Genomic DNA, 16202 nt, shown 5'->3' with positions numbered 1-16202 from the left:
GCCGTACTTCTACGGGGTCTTCGCGGGCCGGCCCCGGTTGTATGTCGCTGATACCCGCCCCTCGCGGGCCGGGTGGGAGGGGGGACGACATGCAACATCCGCAGCGGCGGCTGTTGATCTGTGTGGACATGGAGCGCTACAGCCAGCGCGGCAACCTTCAGCAGTACGACGCCCAACTGGACTTCCATCGGCTGCTGCGGGAGGCGGCCGACGAGGTGGGCATGGATCGGGCCGGTTGGACGACCCAGCAGTCTGGAGACGGTGAACTGGCCGTCCTGCCGACCGAACTGCCCGAGGCACGGGTGATCGGCCGGTTCCTGCCGGAACTGAACCGCCGACTGCGGCGGTACAACGCGGACCGACTTCCGGTGGCCCGCATCCGGCTGCGGGTGGCGGTGCACCAGGGCATGGTGCACCTGGACGGGGCGAACGGGTTTCCGGGCCAGGCGGTCGTCACGGTCAGCCGGCTCTGCGACGCCGCCCCGGTACGGCGGGCCCTGGCCGCCTTCCCCGACGCCGGGATCGCCCTGGTGGTCTCCCCGGACATCTACCGGGACGTGGTGACCCAGTACCCGGAGGAGCTTCGGCCGGGCCGGTTCCGGCGGATCGAGGTGGTGCACGCGGAGAAGGGGTTCCACGAGCCGGGGTGGCTCTGTGTCCTCGGCGAGGACGTCACCTCCTGGCAGGACGAGCCACCCTCCCCGGAGACGACTCAGCCCCACCCGGGAACACCTCCGCCGCCCTTGCCGACAGCTCCACCCGGCCCGCAGACATCTGCCTCGGACCCGGAGACGAACCAGCCGGATCCGGCGGCGGCAGCCCGACCCGAACCCCCGTCGCCGACTGGCGGCATTCGTACCGGGAACATCCGGGTCGAGGGCCAGAATGCCGTGGGACCGGGCGCGATCGCGATCGGCTCGGTCGGTCGTGACGTCGTCCTGCCCCCGGAGGCGGGCCGATGACCGACGAGCCGGTGACCGGTTCCGGCCCGGGCCCCAGCGACCCGACAAACCAGGAGCCCGAGACGGACCAGGAGCCCGAGACGGACCGGAAGGCCGGGACCGACCGGAAGGCCGGGACCGACCGGAAGGCCCAGCCGGATCAGGAGAGGGAGACGGAGACCGACCAGGTCGAGGAGGAGGACGACCGGGAGGATTCCCTCGACTCCGGTGAGGTGCTGCGTCGGCTGGCCGGTCTCTTCGGTGCCGCCCCGATCGATGCCGGCGACATGTACGTGCGGGGGCAGAACGCCACCGGCCACGGGGCCCTGGCCATCGGTACGGTCAATGTCACCGCGGCCACCGAGTCGGTGGACGGGCGCCGGGTCTGGTCCGAGACCCTCAGTGAGACGACCGTGCAGGACCTGGTGCGGGGGTACGCGCCGGCCGGCAGCGACCAGCAACTCGACCATCACCTCAAGCAGCGTCACCTGGTGTGCCTGTCCGGGCCGCCCGGCAGCGGAAGACTCACCTCCGCGCTGGTCGCCTCGGTGAGGCGGCACGGGATCGACGGGGTGAACATCCTCGGGGTCGAGGAGCTGACGGACGTGTTCCGGACGAAGCTGGGCCGGCGTGCGGGCAGCGGCTACGTGCTGCGGCTGTCCGAGGAGGCCGTGGGGGAGTTGGACGGCTACACCCTGATGGGGCTGGCCGAGCGGGCCGCGGCCGCGGGGATGACCCTGTTGCTGGTGGGCGACTTCTCCCGGCGGGTACAGGATCTCGCCGGGCATGTCGTGGAGCATCGACCGGCACCCGCGGCCGAGGTGTTCCGGGCCCGCCTGCGGCGGGACCTGGCCGGGCGGTGCGTCGGCTTCTGCGCGCAGGACTGTGCCGGCGAGTGTGTGGACCAGTACGTCGACGAGGAATGCAGCCGACATCCGCTGCTGTCGGCGTACCTGGCCGGTGGTCCCCGGCCCCGCGAGGTGCTTCCCCTGGTGACGGCCCTGGCGCGGACGGTGCCGCGCGGCAGGTCCCTGACCGAAAGGCTGGCCCAACTGCTGCCCCGGCAGCTTCGGGAGCGGGCCGCGCAGATCCTCGACGTGTCGGCCGACGCCGGTGCCTCCGTGGGCTGGTCCGCCGAGCAGGTACGGGCCTTCCGGCTGTCCTGTGTGGTCTTCGCCGGGCTGCCCACGGTGGAGATCCGGCTGGCGGCCGACCGGCTGGTGCCGGGCCCGCACGGGGCCCAGACCGCGGTACGGCTGCGCGGCATCACCCTGGACGAGGTGCTCGGGCCGACGCTGCGGGCCGCCATGGCGATACCGAACGAGGACTGGGCGACCGGGGGTATCCGGATGCAGTTCGCCCCCGGCACCGAGCAACTGCGTACCGCCGTGCTGGACATGGCCTGGACCGACTGGTGGCTGCCCCGGGTGCTGCTGGACTGGCTGGCGGAGCTGGTGCGGGCCGACGAGCCGGAGGTACGGCAGGCGGCGGCCGCGGCCATCGGCTGGTCGGCCGGTCGGGAGGTGCAGACGGTCCTGGAGGTGGTGCGGAACCTGGCGGGGGAGCGGCGCGCGGGGGTACGGCAGGCGGCCGCGATCATCCTGGTCGCGATCGCGATGCAACCCCGGCTGCGGCAGCGGGTCGGTGTCGAGTTGGACCGCTGGGCCGCCGGCCCGGCGGCCCATCTGCGCGACACGGTGGCCCGCGCCCACGAACTGGGGCTGGCCCGGCTGTGGCCGGAGGCGGCCCTGGGGCAGCTTCGACTGGTAGCCGCCGGGAGGATGCAACGCCGGCACAACTCCGTGGTACGCGGCCTGGTCGAGGTCTACCAGGGCGGAAACGGGGCAGCCCTGGTGAGGGCCCTGGCCCAGTGGGCCGTCTCGACCGACCCGGCCGACCGGGAGGTACGGCTGCACGCCGCGCGGGCGTTGCGGATCCTGGCCGAACGGTGGGCCAGACCACCCCGGGAACACTGGCCGGAACTGCTGGATCTGGCCCGTACCGGGATCATCTCCGTCGACGACCTGGCGACCCTGTGGGCGACGGCGCTGAGCATGCCCGAGACGGCGTACCGGTCCTGGCGGACCCTCGGGTTCTGGCTGGGTCGGGCGGACGGTCAGCCCGAGGTGGCCGCCCACCTGCTGGCGTTGCTGCGGCTGGTGCTGGCCGGTCGGCCTCCGCTGGCCCGTCGGCTGCACCACCAGCTACGGCATGTCTGGCGCTCGGTGCTGCCCGGGTGCGCCCTGCTCAACGACGTCGAAACCCTGATTGCTGAGGATGCCTGATGACCACTGGACCCGCCGGGACCCCCCAGGTGCGACACGGTGTGCCGACGCAGCGACGCCGCTGGTGGCACGCGATCTTTCCGCCGACTGCCGTACCCGCGCCACCGGCCGCCGTGCCACCGCCTGCCGTGGCGCCGGTCCGGGTCACCTTTCGGCAGGAGGTACCCCAGCCCCTCCTGCTGCCGGCGAAGGGTGACGCCTTCGACTTCAACCTGCATGTGGTCTACCTGTGGACCGCGACCGGCATGACCTTCGACGCCTTGGCGCTGCGGGCCCAGGCGCTGCTGCCCTGGGCCTGCGGGATCGTCCGGGAGCGTGCCGTGGACCTGGCCCGGGAGCACGAGCCGCACCGGGCCCATGCCCTGGAACGGGCCCTCAACGACCTGCTGGTTCACCAGCGGTGGCCGCAGGAGGGGAACCTGCCGCACTTCACGGTGCGGATCCGGGTCAGCCCGGACGAGCGGGTGCGGGAACGGTTGCGTCCGTACTGGGAGCAGCGGATCGCGTTGGAGTGCGAACACGAACTGGAGAAGATCCGCACCTGGCAGGCCGACGATCTGACCCGCCGGTGGGCGGCGGTGTTGCAGAACCTTCAGGACGACCCGGTGACCGCGTACGCCGCGCGGCTGACCGGTCAGCAGTTCGCCGAGGTCTTCCACCACTACATCGCCGAACGCCGGGACATCGTCCCCGGGTTGGTGGAGCTGCTGCGGGAGGCGGTCAAGGGCCACGGCGACCTCGGGCTGGGGCCCTCGGAGTACACCCAGGCCTGGGATGTCGCCCTGCGGACCTACGAGCGGCAGCACGGGTTGGCGCGACAGCCGAGGTGAGGTCGAGGGCGGTCCGATCCGCCGCCGGTACGGTGTGGAGTTCGCCGATCGGGGGCGGATCGGCCGAATGGTCAGGACGCTTGGATTATTTGGTTACCCACGAGTCACCTCCGAGGGGTTAGCCTGCTGTGATCCCGATGACCCTTGGGATCACACCCGCCACCCCCACGGGAGCCCCCTCATGTCCGATGAGCCCTCTGCCTCGGTCGACGTCTGCATAGTCGGTGGTTGCGGCCGGGTGGGACTGCCACTGGGCATCGCCTTCGCCGCCCGCGGGCTCTCCGTCGTGTTGTACGACATCAACGCCGAGGCCGTCGCCACGGTCAACTCGGCTACCCTGCCCTTCGCCGAGGCCGGGGCGGCCGAGCCCCTCGCGGAGGCGGTGGCCACCGGCCGGCTGCGGGCCACCACCGACCCGGCCGCGGTCGGCACCTCCGAGCACCTGGTGGTGGTGGTCGGCACCCCGGTCGACGAGCACCTCAACCCGGACCTGGGGGCTGTGCCACGGGCCTTGGAACGCTGCGCGGAGCATCTGCGCGACGGGCAGTTGGTGGTGCTGCGCAGCACCGTCTACCCCGGGGTGACCGCGTTGACCGAGAAGTTGCTGGTCGGCCGGGGAGTGCAGGCGGATGTCGCCTTCTGCCCGGAGCGCATCGCCGAGGGGCACGCGATGACGGAGCTGTTCACCCTCCCGCAGATCGTGGCCGCGCGTACCCCGCAGGCCACGGCCCGGGCGGAGCAGCTGTTCCGGCACCTGACCGACCGGATCGTCACGCTGACCCCGGAGGAGGCGGAGCTGGCGAAGCTGTTCACCAACACCTGGCGGTACATCAAGTTCGCCACCGCCAACCAGTTCTGGATGATGGCCAACGACTTCGGGCTGGACTTCGCCCGGATCCGGCACGCCGTGGCGTACGAGTATCCCCGCGCCGCCGACCTGCCGATGCCCGGGTTCGCGGCCGGGCCGTGCCTGTTCAAGGACACCATGCAGTTGGCCGCCTTCAACCGGAACAACTTCGTGCTCGGCCACTCCGCGATGCTGATCAACGAGGGGCTGCCGTTGTACCTGGTCTCCCGGCTGGAGGACCGGTTCGACCTGGCCAACTCGACCGTGGGCATCCTCGGCATGGCCTTCAAGGGCGGCAGCGACGACCCCCGGGAGAGCCTGGCGTACAAGCTGCGCAAGATCCTGGCGTTGAAGACCCGGGAGACCCTCTGCACCGACCCGTACGTCGTCGACGAGCGCTTCCTCGACCTGGAGGAGGTGCTGCGGCGGGCCGACCTGCTGGTTATCGCCGCCCCGCACGAGCAGTACGCCCGCCTGGACACCGACAAACCGGTGATCGACATGTGGGGCCTGACCGGGCAGGGAGTGCGGGTGTGATCCCCCGGGTCTCGGTGATCGTGCCGGTCTACAACGAGGGCGCGGCGATCGTGCGCTGCCTGGAGCGGATGCTGCGGGAGATGCTGCTGCCGGCCGAGGTGCTCATCGTGCACGACATGCCGGAGGACACCACCGTCCCGTACGTCGAGCAGGCCGCCCGGACGGACCCCCGGGTGCGGGCGGTGCTCAACACCTACGGGCGGGGACCGGCCAACGCCATCCGGTTCGGCATCGACGTGGCGCGGGCCCCGGTCGTGGTGGTGACCATGGCCGACGGCTGTGACGATCCCCGGCAGATCGACGAGCTGGCCCGGCTGGTGGACCGGGGGGTGGTGGTGGCCGCGGCCTCCCGGTACATGCCCGGCGGTCAGCAGGTGGGCGGGCCCCGGCTGAAGCGGATGATGTCCCGCTGGGCGGGGCGCAGCCTCTACACCCTGGCGCGGGTGGGCACCCGGGACGCCACCAACAGCTTCAAGGCGTACGACACCGCCTTCGTCCGGGAGGTCGGCATCGAGTCGCGGACCGGTTTCGAGATCGGGTTGGAGTTGACCGCCAAGGCGACCCGGCTGCGGCTGCCGGTGGCCGAGATCCCGACCATCTGGCTGGACCGGCCCCTCGGGGAGTCCCACTTCGACCTGGGCCGGTTCCTCCCCGGGTACCTGCGCTGGTATCTGTTCGCCTACGGTCGACGGCTGAGCCGGGAGAAGTTGGCCGCCCGGACCCGACCGGCGGCGGTGCAGACCGTCGAGTCCACCGAGTACGAGAAGACCGCATAGGAGCGCACGTGGCTAAGGTCCTGGTAACTGGTTCGGCCGGCTTCATCGGCGGCTATCTGGTCGCGGAGCTGTTGGACCGGGGCCACGAGGTCGTCGGGGTGGACAACTTCTCCAAGTACGGCCCGGTCAGCCACAGCTACGACACCCATCCCCGGTTCCGGTTCGTCGAGGGCGACGCCCGCGACACCGACCTGCTGACCGAGCTGCTCGACGGCTGCGACCATCTGGTGGCCGGGGCGGCGATGATCGGCGGGATCTCCTACTTCCACGCGTACGCCTATGACCTGCTCGCCACCAACGAGCGGATCATGGCCGCGACCTGCGACGCGGCGCTGCGGGCCCACCGGGACGGCAGCCTACGCAAGGTCACCTACCTCTCCTCCTCGATGGTGTACGAGTCGACCGAGCACTGGCCCAGCCGGGAGGGGGACGAGCGGCGCATCCCGCCACCCCTGTCGTCGTACGGGTTCCAGAAGCTGGCGGTGGAGTACTACGCCCGGGCCGCCTGGGAGCAGTACCGGTTGCCGTACACGATCGTGCGGCCCTTCAACTGCGTCGGGGTGGGGGAGGGTCGGGCCCTGGGGCAGGCCGAGGTGCTCTCCGGCAACGTGAAGCTGGCCATGTCCCACGTGGTCCCCGACCTGGTGCAGAAGATCGTCAAGGGGCAGGATCCGCTGCACATCCTCGGTGAGGGCGACCAGGTGCGGCACTACACCTACGGCGGTGACCTGGCCCGGGGCATCGCGCTGGCGATCGAGCACCCGGCGGCCCACAACGAGGACTTCAACCTCTCCACCGCCCGGTCGACCACGGTGCTGGAGTTGGCCGAGCTGATCTGGCACAAGATCAAGGGCCCGGAGGTGCCGTTCCGGTACGTCAGCGACGAACCCTTCCGCTACGACGTCCGCAAGCGGGTGCCGGACACCGCTAAGGCCGCCGAGGTGCTGGGCTTCACCGCAACCACCTCCCTCGACGAGATGCTCGACGAGGTCATCCCCTGGGTCACCCAGGCGGTGGCCGAGGGCCGGCTGTAGGGGGCAAGGAAGGGCCCCCTGTTAACGCCTCCGGTAGAGCAGGGGTCCCTTCTTAACAATAAAGCATTCTCATGCGGCCCACTGCATGAACTTGCAGTGACGAGTCCGCGCTGCTAGCCTCCCTGCATAGTCATACGGAGGTAGGCATGGGAATCCGGGTCGCGGTCGCCGGTGCTAGTGGCTACGCGGGTGGTGAGTTACTCCGCCTGCTCGCCGGGCATCCCGAGTTCGACCTGGTCACCGCCACCGCGCACAGTCAGGTGGGGCAGCCCGTCGACAGCGTGCACCCGCAACTGGTCGGGCTGAATCAGACCTTCGCGGAGACCGTACCGGAGACCCTCGCCGAGGCCGACCTGGTCTTCCTGGCGCTGCCGCACGGCCAGTCCGCCGCCCTGGCCGCCCAGTTGCCCCCCGAGGTCCGGGTGGTGGACCTGGGGGCGGACCACCGCCTCACCGACGGCGCGGCCTGGGCCCGCTACTACGGTGGCCCGCACGCCGGGGCCTGGACCTACGGCCTGCCGGAGCTGCCCGGTCAGGCCGAGCGGATCGCCGCCGCCACCCGGGTGGCGAACACCGGCTGCTACGCCGCCACGATCACCCTGGCGCTGGCGCCGCTGATCGCCGCCGGTGTCGCCGACCCCGCCGACGTGGTGGTCGTCGCGGCCTCCGGCACCTCCGGGGCCGGGCGGGCCGCCAAGACCCACCTGCTGGCCAGCGAGGTGATGGGCGACCTGTCGCCCTACAAGGTCGGCGCCCACCAGCACGTACCGGAGATCAAGCAGGCCACCGGAGCCACCGGCCTGTCCTTCACCCCGGTGCTGGCCCCGATGCCGCGCGGCATCCTGGCCACCGTGACCGCCCGGCCGACCGGCTCGGCCGACCCCCGGGCGGTGCTGGCCCAGGCGTACGCGGACAGCCCCTTCGTCCACCTGCTGACCGAGGGCCGCTGGCCGCACACCGCGGCCACCCTGGGCAGCAACTCCTGCCACCTGCAGGCCACCGTCGACCTCGACTCCGGTCGGTTGATCGTGGTAGCCGCCCTGGACAACCTCGGCAAGGGCGCCGCAGGTCAGGCGGTACAGAACGCCAACCTGATGTTCGGCCTGCCCGAGACCACGGGCCTGTCCCCGCTGGGGGTAACGCCATGACCGTCACCACACCTGCGGGGTTCCGGGCGGCCGGGGTGGCCGCCGGCCTCAAGAGCAGCGGCGCGGCGGACATCGCCGTGGTCGTCAACGACGGCCCGGACACCGGGGTCGCCGGAGTCTTCACCAGCAACCGGGTCAAGGCCGCCCCGGTGGCATGGAGCGAGCAGGTGCTGCACGGCGGGCTGGTCCGGGCGGTGGTGCTCAACTCGGGCGGGGCCAACGCCTGCACCGGCCCGGCCGGCTTCCAGGACACCCACGCCACCGCCGAACACGCCGCCGCCGCGCTGACCGCCCTGCACCCGGACCAGCCGTTCGGGGCGGGCGAGGTGGCGATCTGCTCGACCGGTCTGATCGGCGAGCGGCTGCCGATGGACAAGCTCCTGCCGGGGGTGGGGGCCGCGATCGGGGCCCTGAGCGCCGAGGGCGGGCAGGCCGCCGCCGAGGCGATCATGACCACGGACACCCGACCGAAGACCACGGTGATCTCCGGTGCCGGCTGGACCGTCGGCGGCATGGCCAAGGGCGCCGGCATGCTGGCCCCGGCGATGGCCACCATGCTCTGCGTGCTGACCACGGACGCGGTCGCCGACCCGCCGACCCTGGACGCCGCCTTGCGCGCCGCCACCCGGGTCACCTTCGACCGGATCGACTCCGACGGCTGCATGTCCACCAACGACACCGTCCTGCTGCTGGCCAGCGGCGCCTCCGGGGTCACGCCGAGCGCTGCGGAGTTGACCGCGGCGGTGACCGCGGCCTGCCACGACCTGGCCCAGCAGTTGATCGCCGACGCCGAGGGCGCCACCAAGCAGATCGCCATCGAGGTGGTCGGCGCGGCCGACGAGGACGACGCGGTCGAGGTGGGCCGGTCGGTGGCCCGCAACAACCTGGTGAAGACCGCCCTGTTCGGCAACGACCCGAACTGGGGTCGGATCCTGGCCGCCGTGGGCACCACCGCCGCCGAGTTCGAGCCGGACGGGGTCGACGTGGCCGTCAACGGCATCTGGGTGTGCCGGGGCGGGGCCGCCGCCGAGGACCGGTCGAAGGTCGACCTGACCGGCCGGGACGTCACCATCCGCATCGACCTGCACGCCGGTGCCACCGAGGCGACGGTGTGGACCAACGACCTGTCCCACGCCTACGTGCACGAGAACTCGGCCTACTCGACATGAACCTGAACTCGGACCTGACCCGCGCCCAGGCCAAGGCGGCCACCCTGATCGAGGCGCTGCCCTGGCTGGAGCGCTTCTCCGGCGCGACCGTGGTCGTCAAGTACGGCGGCAACGCCATGATCGACCCGGAGTTGCAGCGGGCCTTCGCCGCCGACATGGTCTTCCTGCGCTACGCCGGTCTCAAGCCGGTAGTGGTGCACGGTGGCGGCCCGCAGATCTCGGCGATGCTCGGGCGGCTGGGCATCGACAGCGAGTTCCGGGGCGGCCTGCGGGTGACCACCCCGGAGGCGATGGACGTGGTCCGGATGGTGCTGGTCGGCCAGGTCGGGCGGGAACTGGTCGGTCTGATCAACTCCCACGGTCCGCTGGCCGTCGGGCTCTCCGGTGAGGACGCCGGGTTGTTCACCGCGGTACGCCGCCCCGCCTACGTCGACGGGCAACCGGTCGACGTAGGGCAGGTCGGCGATGTCGAGTCGGTGAACATCTCCGCGGTGGCCGACCTGATCGCGGCCGGCCGGATTCCGGTGATCTCCACCGTGGCGCCGGACGTCGACGGGGTGCTGCACAACCTCAACGCCGACACCGCCGCCGCCGCCCTGGCGATCGCCCTGCGGGCCCGCAAGCTGGTCATGCTCACCGACGTCCCCGGCCTCTACGCCGACTGGCCGGACACCTCCAGCCTGATCAGCGAAATCACCGTCGAGGAGCTGGCGAAGCTGCTGCCGTCGCTGGAGTCCGGCATGGTGCCCAAGATGGAAGCCTGCCTGCGCGCGGTCTCCGAGGGAGTGCCGGCCGCGCACGTGGTCGACGGCCGGGTCGCCCACTCCACCCTGCTGGAGGTCTTCACCTCGGAAGGCTTTGGAACCATGGTCGTGAACGCCCACAGCGAGCTCGCGGCCCCCTCGACCAAGGAAGGCTCGGTGCCGTCATGACCGCCCTCGCCGACCGGTGGCGCCAGTCCATGATGGACAACTACGGCACCCCACCCCTGGCCCTCGTCTCCGGCTCCGGCGCCGTCGTGGTCGACGACACCGGCCGGGAGTACGTCGACCTGCTCGGCGGCATCGCCGTGAACTCCCTGGGACACGCCCACCCGGCCGTGGTGGCCGCCGTGTCCAAGCAGGTGGCCACCCTCGGGCACGTGTCGAACCTGTTCATCTCCGAGCCGCCGGTGGCCCTGGCCGAGTTGTTGCTGGCCCTGGCCGGTCGGCCCGGCCGGGTCTTCTTCGCCAACTCCGGGGCGGAGGCCAACGAGGCGGCGTTCAAGCTGTCCCGGCGCACCGGCCGCACCCATGTGGTGGCCACCGTGGGCGGCTTCCACGGCCGCACCATGGGCGCCCTGGCCCTGACCGGCCAGCCCGCCAAGGCCGACCCCTTCCGCCCCCTGCCCGGCGAGGTCACCCACGTCCCGTACGGGGATGTGGCCGCCCTGGAGGCGGCCGTCACCGAGGCCACCGCCATGGTGATCCTGGAACCCATCCAGGGCGAGAACGGGGTGGTCGTGCCACCGGCCGGCTACCTGCGCGCCGCCCGGCGGATCACCGCCAGGCACGGCGCCCTGCTGGTGCTCGACGAGGTGCAGACCGGGATCGGGCGCACCGGACACTGGTTCGCCCACCAGGCCGAGGGGGTGGAACCGGACGTGGTGACCCTGGCCAAGGGGCTCGGGGGTGGGCTGCCCATCGGCGCCACCCTGGCCTTCGGCCGGGCTGCCGACCTGCTGTCCCCCGGCTCCCACGGCACCACCTTCGGGGGTAACCCGGTGAGCTGCGCCGCCGCCCTGGCGGTGATCTCCACCATCGCCCAGGAAGGGCTGCTGGACCACGTCAAGCGGGTGGGGGAACGGCTGCGCCGGGGGATCGAGGCCCTCGGGCACCCCCTGATCGGTGGGGTCCGGGGCGCCGGGCTGCTGCTCGGGGTGACCCTGGCCGCCCCGGTGGCATCCGCCGCCGCCGAGGCCCTGCGGACGGCCGGATTCCTGGTCAACCCGGTGCAGCCGGACGTGCTCCGGCTGGCCCCGCCGCTGATCCTCACCGCCGAGCAGGCCGACGCCTTCCTGGCCGCCCTGCCCCTCGCCCTGACCACCGCCGCGGCCGTGGCGCCGGGCGCGACCGACCAGCACCCACGCGGCCCGCTCGCCGTACCGCCCGCTTCGGCCGACCACCCCGGCGCGGATCACACCCCGACGGAGGCCCCCGCATGACCCGGCACTTCCTGCGCGACGACGACCTCACCCCGGCCGAGCAGTCCGCCGTGCTGGATCTGGCGGCCCGGATGAAGGCCGACCGCTTCGCGCACACCCCGCTGGCCGGGCCCCGGGCGGTGGCCGTGCTGTTCGACAAGCAGAGCCTGCGTACCCGGATCTCCTTCGACGTCGGCATCGCCGAACTCGGCGGCCACCCCCTCGTGGTGGACACCCAGGTCACGCACTTCGGTCGGGGCGAGGCCCTGAGCGACGCCGGTCGGGTGCTGTCCCGGTACGTGGCCGCGATCGTGCTGCGTACCCACGGCGACGACCGGATCGCCGAGGTGGCCACCGGCGCCTCCGTACCGGTGATCAACGCCCTGACGGACGGCTTCCACCCCTGCCAACTGCTGGCCGACCTGCTCACCGTGCGGGAGCGGTGCGGCGGCACCGCCGGGCGGACCCTGACCTACCTCGGCGACGCGGCCAACAACATGGCCCACTCCTACCTGCTGGCCGGGGTGACCGCCGGGATGCACGTCCGGGTCGCCGGCCCGGCCGACTTCCAGCCCGCTGGCGAGGTGGTGGCCCGGGCCCGGGAGATCGCCGCCGACACCGGCGGATCGGCGCAGGTGTTCACCGACCCGGTGGCCGCCGTCCGGGACGCCGACGTGATCGCCACCGACACCTGGACCTCGATGGGGCAGGAGAGCGACGGACTGGACCGGATCACCCCGTTCCTGCCGTACCAGGTCAACAAGACCCTGCTGGCCCACGCGGCGCCGGAGGCGATCGTGCTGCACTGCCTGCCGGCGCACCGGGGCGAGGAGATCACCGACGAGGTGCTCGACGGCCCGCAGAGCGCGGTGTTCGACCAGGCGGAGAATCGCCTGCACGCCCAGAAGGCGCTGCTGACCTTCCTGCTGGCAGGGTAAGGCCCTATGACCGCACCCCTGACCCGTGCCGCCCGCCATGCCCGAATCGTCGAACTGATCCGGGACCGGGCGATCCGCTCGCAGACCGAACTCGCCGAACTGCTCGGCGACGAGGGCGTCCAGGTCACCCAGGCCACCCTGTCGCGGGACCTGAAGGAACTCGGCGCCGTCACCGCCCGCGGCGGCGACGGTCGGGCCGTGTACGTGATCCCGGAGGACGGGCACCGCCCGTTGCGCGGCGCGGAGGCGGCCCCGGCCCGGCTGGTACGGCTGCTGCACGAACTGCTCAACGAGGTCGACTCCAGCGGCAACATCGCCGTGCTGCGGACCCCACCGGGGGCCGCCCACTACCTGGCCAGCGCGTTGGACCGGGCTGGCCTGCCGGAGGTCGTCGGCACCATCGCCGGCGACGACACCATCCTCGTCGTGGCCCGGGAGAGCGACGGCGGAGCCGCGCTCGGCGAACGGCTCGCCGGCTGGGCCCGCCGCGACGAGAACGTCGACGGGAGTGGCACACCATGAATGCTCGGTACGCCCGGTTGATTGAGGTGCGATCGTGACCACCAGAATGGGCGGGGTGGACGACAAGACCCTGACCGAGAACAGCGCCGCAGCCAACCGTACGAGCCTGTGGGGTGGCCGGTTCGCCGGTGGCCCCTCGGAGGCCCTAGCCCGGCTGTCGGTGAGCGTCCAGTTCGACTGGCGACTGGCCCCGTACGACATCGCCGGGTCCCGGGCCCACGCCCGGGTGCTGGCCGGCGCGGGCCTGCTCGACCCGGACGAACTGGGCCGCATCCTCGCCGCCCTGGACGACCTGGAGGCCGCCTGCGCCTCCGGTGCCTTCCGGCCGACGGTCGACGACGAGGACGTGCACACCGCGCTGGAACGCGGTCTGCTGGAGCGTCTCGGCAGCCTCGGCGGCAAGCTGCGCGCCGGGCGGTCCCGCAACGACCAGGTCGCCACCGACCTGCGGCTCTACCTGCGTGACCATGCCCGGGGGGTGGCCGCCCGGCTGGTCGAGCTGGCCGAGGCGCTGGTCGAGCAGGCCGAGCGGCACATCGATACGGCCGCGCCGGGCATGACCCACCTCCAGCATGCCCAGCCGGTGACCTTCGGCCACTGGCTGCTGGCCCACGTCCAGCCGCTGCTGCGGGACCTGGAACGGCTGCGCGACTGGGACCACCGGGCTGCGGTCAGCCCGCTCGGTGCCGGGGCGCTCGCCGGTTCGGGCCTGCCGCTGGACCCGGTGGCGGTCTCCAAGGAACTGGGCTTCCGCACGTCCTTCGCCAACTCGATGGACGCGGTCGCCGACCGGGACTTCGTCGCCGAGTTCCTCTTCATCACCGCGATGATCGGGGTGCACCTGTCCCGCCTCGGTGAGGAGGTGGTGCTCTGGACCTCGCAGGAGTTCGGCTGGGTCGAACTGGACGACGCCTTCGCCACCGGCTCCTCGATCATGCCGCAGAAGAAGAACGCGGACATCGCCGAGCTGGCCCGGGGCAAGTCCGGCCGACTGGTCGGCGGGCTGGTCGCCGTGCTGACCATGCTCAAGGGCCTGCCGATGACCTACGACCGGGACATGCAGGAGGACAAGGAGCCGGCCTTCGACGCGGTCGACACCCTGGAACTGCTGCTGCCGGCCCTGGCCGGGATGATCTCCACCATGACGGTACGGGTCGATCGCCTGGTCGCCGCCGCGCCGGTGGGCTTCTCCCTGGCCACCGAGGTGGCCGACTGGCTGGTCCGCAAGGGTGTGCCCTTCCGCGACGCCCACGAGATCACCGGCAAGCTGGTGGCCCTCTGCGCCGCCCGGGACTGCGCCCTGGATGAGGTCTCCGACGCCGACCTGGCCGCCGTCAGCGAGCACCTGGACCCGTCCGTACGCGACGTGCTGTCGGTCCGCTCGGCCCTGGCCGCCCGGATCACCCCCGGCTCCACCGGCCCCGGCCCGGTGGCCGACCAGCTGGCCGCCGCCGCCGACCACCTGGCCACCTGGCGCGAGTGGGCCGCCGAAACCGTCGTCCCCCGCTGACCGGAGTCCTCGCTCCTGCGTGCGGTGCCGGCAACGTCGGGGAAGATGCTGCCTCCAGGTCCAATGGAGACCGCATCTTCCCCGAAGTTGCTGCCCGACGTGTAGACGGTTTGTGGGGTCAGCGGTCTGATCTTTCGTGGGCGATTCAGGTGGCGGTCTGGGCTGGCGGGGTGCGGGCGGTCAGGCGGTCGTGGCGTTGCTTGGCGGCCTGGGCGCTGCCCAGGCCGAGCCCCTGGCCGATCGTCTGCCAGGTCAGGCCCCGGCTGCGGGCCAGTTGGAACAGGCCCGCCTCCATGATGTCGATCTCCGCTCGCAGGTGCGGGAAGAGGGTCAGCGCGGCGAGCAGATCAGCCTCGTCCACCGGCTCCTCGCCCGGTTCCGGCTCGGCCGCCCCGGCAGCCAGTGCCAGGAGCACGGCGATCGCCTCATAGGGGTCGGCGGCGTACGGATTGGTGTGCCGCCGTCGCTGCCGCTCGGTGGCGGCGTGCCGTTCGGTGAGTCGTTGCAGCGCGGCGTAGCTGCGGTGGGCTCGCTCCTCGGACCCGGTGTGGGAGTCGGCCATGCACCGACTTAAACACTTCAACGAAGTGTTGTCAACGCTTCGTTTAAATGCCCGGTCCGACTCTCCGCGCGTCACCCGGCTGGATCAACTGGTGCCGCGGATGGCTTCGATGACGCTCTCGGCGACCTCGCCGGGCTGGGAGACGGACAGGGCGTGGGAGCCGCCCGCGACCTCCCGCTGTCCGCGTGGGTTGGCCCGCTCGGCCATGAACCGGTGTGCGGCGACCGGGATGTTCATGTCGGCGTCGCTGAAGACGAACCAGTTGGGCAGTGACCGCCAGGCGGGGTCGCCGACGAGACCGTCGTCGAGGGCCTGTTCGGTGACCGGCCGTTGGGTTCGGGCCATGAGGGAGGCTTGGTCGGCGGAGACGTCGGCGGCGAACTGTCCGTGGTAGGCGTTCTGGGCGATGGCCACTTCGTTGCCGCCGGAGGACACCGGGTACTGCACCAGGTTGCCGGGCAGGGTGCTGCCGGGGAACTGTCCGGACAGCGACAGTGCGCTTTCGCCGGTGTCCGGGGCCAGGGCGTTGACGTACACCAGGGCCCGCACGGTCGGATTGTCGGCCGCTGCCTGCGTGATCACCATTCCGCCGTACGAGTGGCCGACGAGCACGACCGGGCCGCCGACCCAGCGCATCACGTCCCCCAGGTGCGCGGCGTCCCCGGCGAGGCTGCGCAGCGGGTTGGCCAGGGCCACCGTGTTGTACCCGGCCCCCAGCCGCTCGATCACACCGTTCCAGCTAGCCGACTCGGCGAACGCGCCGTGCACGAAGATGATGGTGGGCTGCTGATCGGACATGCGCACGCTCCCTCACTCCGGGACCCTGTTCACCCTCCGCGGTGACGGTACGCCCGAATACCCGCCAGGTGAGGGTAAAACGCGGGCTGAATAGGGAGCTTTCGCCGAGGGCGATGCGAGAAC

The 16202-nt window shown here is 71.8% G+C and carries 15 protein-coding genes; 13 read left to right on the top strand and 2 right to left on the bottom strand.

The window, feature by feature from the left end; genetic code table 11:
* Nucleotides 1-89: 89 nt before the first annotated feature.
* From ACGFIK_RS15575 to argH, 13 genes are all read left to right on the top strand, one after another.
* Nucleotides 90-962: a hypothetical protein gene (locus tag ACGFIK_RS15575; RefSeq protein WP_327026712.1), complete on the top strand. Its 873-nt coding sequence runs from the start codon at nt 90-92 to the stop codon at nt 960-962.
* Nucleotides 959-3226 carry a hypothetical protein gene (locus tag ACGFIK_RS15570; RefSeq protein ID WP_327026711.1) on the top strand — a complete coding sequence of 756 codons (2268 nt, stop codon included), beginning with the start codon at nt 959-961 and terminating at the stop codon, nt 3224-3226. Before ACGFIK_RS15575 ends, ACGFIK_RS15570 begins: the two co-directional genes overlap by 4 nt.
* A complete protein-coding gene (locus ACGFIK_RS15565) occupies nt 3226-4056 on the top strand; it encodes a hypothetical protein (protein ID WP_327026710.1) in 831 nt (276 codons plus the stop codon). Before ACGFIK_RS15570 ends, ACGFIK_RS15565 begins: the two co-directional genes overlap by 1 nt.
* 181 nt (nt 4057-4237) lie before the next feature.
* A complete protein-coding gene (locus ACGFIK_RS15560; protein WP_327026709.1) occupies nt 4238-5440 on the top strand; it encodes a nucleotide sugar dehydrogenase in 1203 nt (400 codons plus the stop codon).
* Nucleotides 5437-6216 carry a glycosyltransferase family 2 protein gene (locus ACGFIK_RS15555; RefSeq protein WP_327026708.1) on the top strand — a complete coding sequence of 260 codons (780 nt, stop codon included), beginning with the start codon at nt 5437-5439 and terminating at the stop codon, nt 6214-6216. Before ACGFIK_RS15560 ends, ACGFIK_RS15555 begins: the two co-directional genes overlap by 4 nt.
* Before the next feature lie 8 nt (nt 6217-6224).
* On the top strand, nt 6225-7250 hold the full coding sequence (locus ACGFIK_RS15550) for an NAD-dependent epimerase/dehydratase family protein (protein ID WP_327026707.1): 1026 nt from the start codon (nt 6225-6227) through the stop codon (nt 7248-7250).
* A 146-nt stretch (nt 7251-7396) separates the two neighbouring features.
* Entirely contained in the window at nt 7397-8398 is a 1002-nt protein-coding gene (gene argC / locus ACGFIK_RS15545) for an N-acetyl-gamma-glutamyl-phosphate reductase (RefSeq protein ID WP_327026706.1), read from the top strand.
* Nucleotides 8395-9567, top strand: a complete 1173-nt coding sequence (gene argJ / locus ACGFIK_RS15540; RefSeq protein ID WP_327026705.1) for a bifunctional glutamate N-acetyltransferase/amino-acid acetyltransferase ArgJ — start codon at nt 8395-8397, stop codon at nt 9565-9567. The genes argC and argJ overlap by 4 nt, the downstream gene beginning before the upstream one ends.
* Entirely contained in the window at nt 9564-10499 is a 936-nt protein-coding gene (gene argB, locus ACGFIK_RS15535) for an acetylglutamate kinase (protein WP_327026704.1), read from the top strand. Before argJ ends, argB begins: the two co-directional genes overlap by 4 nt.
* The gene (locus ACGFIK_RS15530; protein WP_327026703.1) at nt 10496-11770 is read left to right on the top strand and encodes an acetylornithine transaminase; all 1275 of its coding nucleotides are present in this window, start codon (nt 10496-10498) and stop codon (nt 11768-11770) included. Before argB ends, ACGFIK_RS15530 begins: the two co-directional genes overlap by 4 nt.
* Nucleotides 11767-12687, top strand: coding sequence for an ornithine carbamoyltransferase (gene argF / locus ACGFIK_RS15525; RefSeq protein WP_327026702.1), 921 nt, complete (start codon nt 11767-11769; stop codon nt 12685-12687). The genes ACGFIK_RS15530 and argF overlap by 4 nt, the downstream gene beginning before the upstream one ends.
* A 6-nt stretch (nt 12688-12693) precedes the next feature.
* Nucleotides 12694-13209, top strand: coding sequence for an arginine repressor (locus ACGFIK_RS15520; protein ID WP_327026701.1), 516 nt, complete (start codon nt 12694-12696; stop codon nt 13207-13209).
* A 46-nt stretch (nt 13210-13255) separates the two neighbouring features.
* Nucleotides 13256-14719, top strand: coding sequence for an argininosuccinate lyase (gene argH / locus ACGFIK_RS15515; RefSeq protein WP_327027164.1), 1464 nt, complete (start codon nt 13256-13258; stop codon nt 14717-14719).
* A 145-nt stretch (nt 14720-14864) separates the two neighbouring features.
* Here the strand turns inward: argH and ACGFIK_RS15510 are convergent, their stop codons facing one another.
* Nucleotides 14865-15281, bottom strand: coding sequence for a DNA-binding protein (locus ACGFIK_RS15510; protein ID WP_327026700.1), 417 nt, complete (start codon nt 15279-15281; stop codon nt 14865-14867).
* 84 nt (nt 15282-15365) lie between these two features.
* Complete coding sequence (locus tag ACGFIK_RS15505) at nt 15366-16079, bottom strand: alpha/beta hydrolase (RefSeq protein ID WP_327026699.1); 714 nt, start codon at nt 16077-16079, stop codon at nt 15366-15368.
* Nucleotides 16080-16202 lie beyond the last annotated feature (123 nt).

Origin of the sequence: Micromonospora sp. NPDC048871, assembly GCF_043198155.1 — a bacterium.
GTDB lineage: Bacteria > Actinomycetota > Actinomycetes > Mycobacteriales > Micromonosporaceae > Micromonospora.
The sequence above is the reverse complement of the archived record's forward strand: the minus strand, read 5'-3'. Positions and strand labels throughout refer to the sequence as shown.

Excerpts from the sequence above, each read along its gene's own strand:
- argB (WP_327026704.1), top strand. The coding sequence starts at position 9,564 with ATGAACCTGAACTCGGACCTGACCCGCGCCCAGGCCAAGGCGGCCACC.
- argJ (WP_327026705.1), top strand. The coding sequence starts at position 8,395 with ATGACCGTCACCACACCTGCGGGGTTCCGGGCGGCCGGGGTGGCCGCC.
- ACGFIK_RS15505 (WP_327026699.1), bottom strand. The coding sequence starts at position 16,079 with ATGTCCGATCAGCAGCCCACCATCATCTTCGTGCACGGCGCGTTCGCC.
- ACGFIK_RS15570 (WP_327026711.1), top strand. The coding sequence starts at position 959 with ATGACCGACGAGCCGGTGACCGGTTCCGGCCCGGGCCCCAGCGACCCG.
- argF (WP_327026702.1), top strand. The coding sequence starts at position 11,767 with ATGACCCGGCACTTCCTGCGCGACGACGACCTCACCCCGGCCGAGCAG.
- ACGFIK_RS15510 (WP_327026700.1), bottom strand. The coding sequence starts at position 15,281 with ATGGCCGACTCCCACACCGGGTCCGAGGAGCGAGCCCACCGCAGCTAC.
- ACGFIK_RS15560 (WP_327026709.1), top strand. The coding sequence starts at position 4,238 with ATGTCCGATGAGCCCTCTGCCTCGGTCGACGTCTGCATAGTCGGTGGT.
- ACGFIK_RS15520 (WP_327026701.1), top strand. The coding sequence starts at position 12,694 with ATGACCGCACCCCTGACCCGTGCCGCCCGCCATGCCCGAATCGTCGAA.
- ACGFIK_RS15575 (WP_327026712.1), top strand. The coding sequence starts at position 90 with ATGCAACATCCGCAGCGGCGGCTGTTGATCTGTGTGGACATGGAGCGC.
- ACGFIK_RS15565 (WP_327026710.1), top strand. The coding sequence starts at position 3,226 with ATGACCACTGGACCCGCCGGGACCCCCCAGGTGCGACACGGTGTGCCG.
- argH (WP_327027164.1), top strand. The coding sequence starts at position 13,256 with ATGGGCGGGGTGGACGACAAGACCCTGACCGAGAACAGCGCCGCAGCC.
- ACGFIK_RS15530 (WP_327026703.1), top strand. The coding sequence starts at position 10,496 with ATGACCGCCCTCGCCGACCGGTGGCGCCAGTCCATGATGGACAACTAC.
- argC (WP_327026706.1), top strand. The coding sequence starts at position 7,397 with ATGGGAATCCGGGTCGCGGTCGCCGGTGCTAGTGGCTACGCGGGTGGT.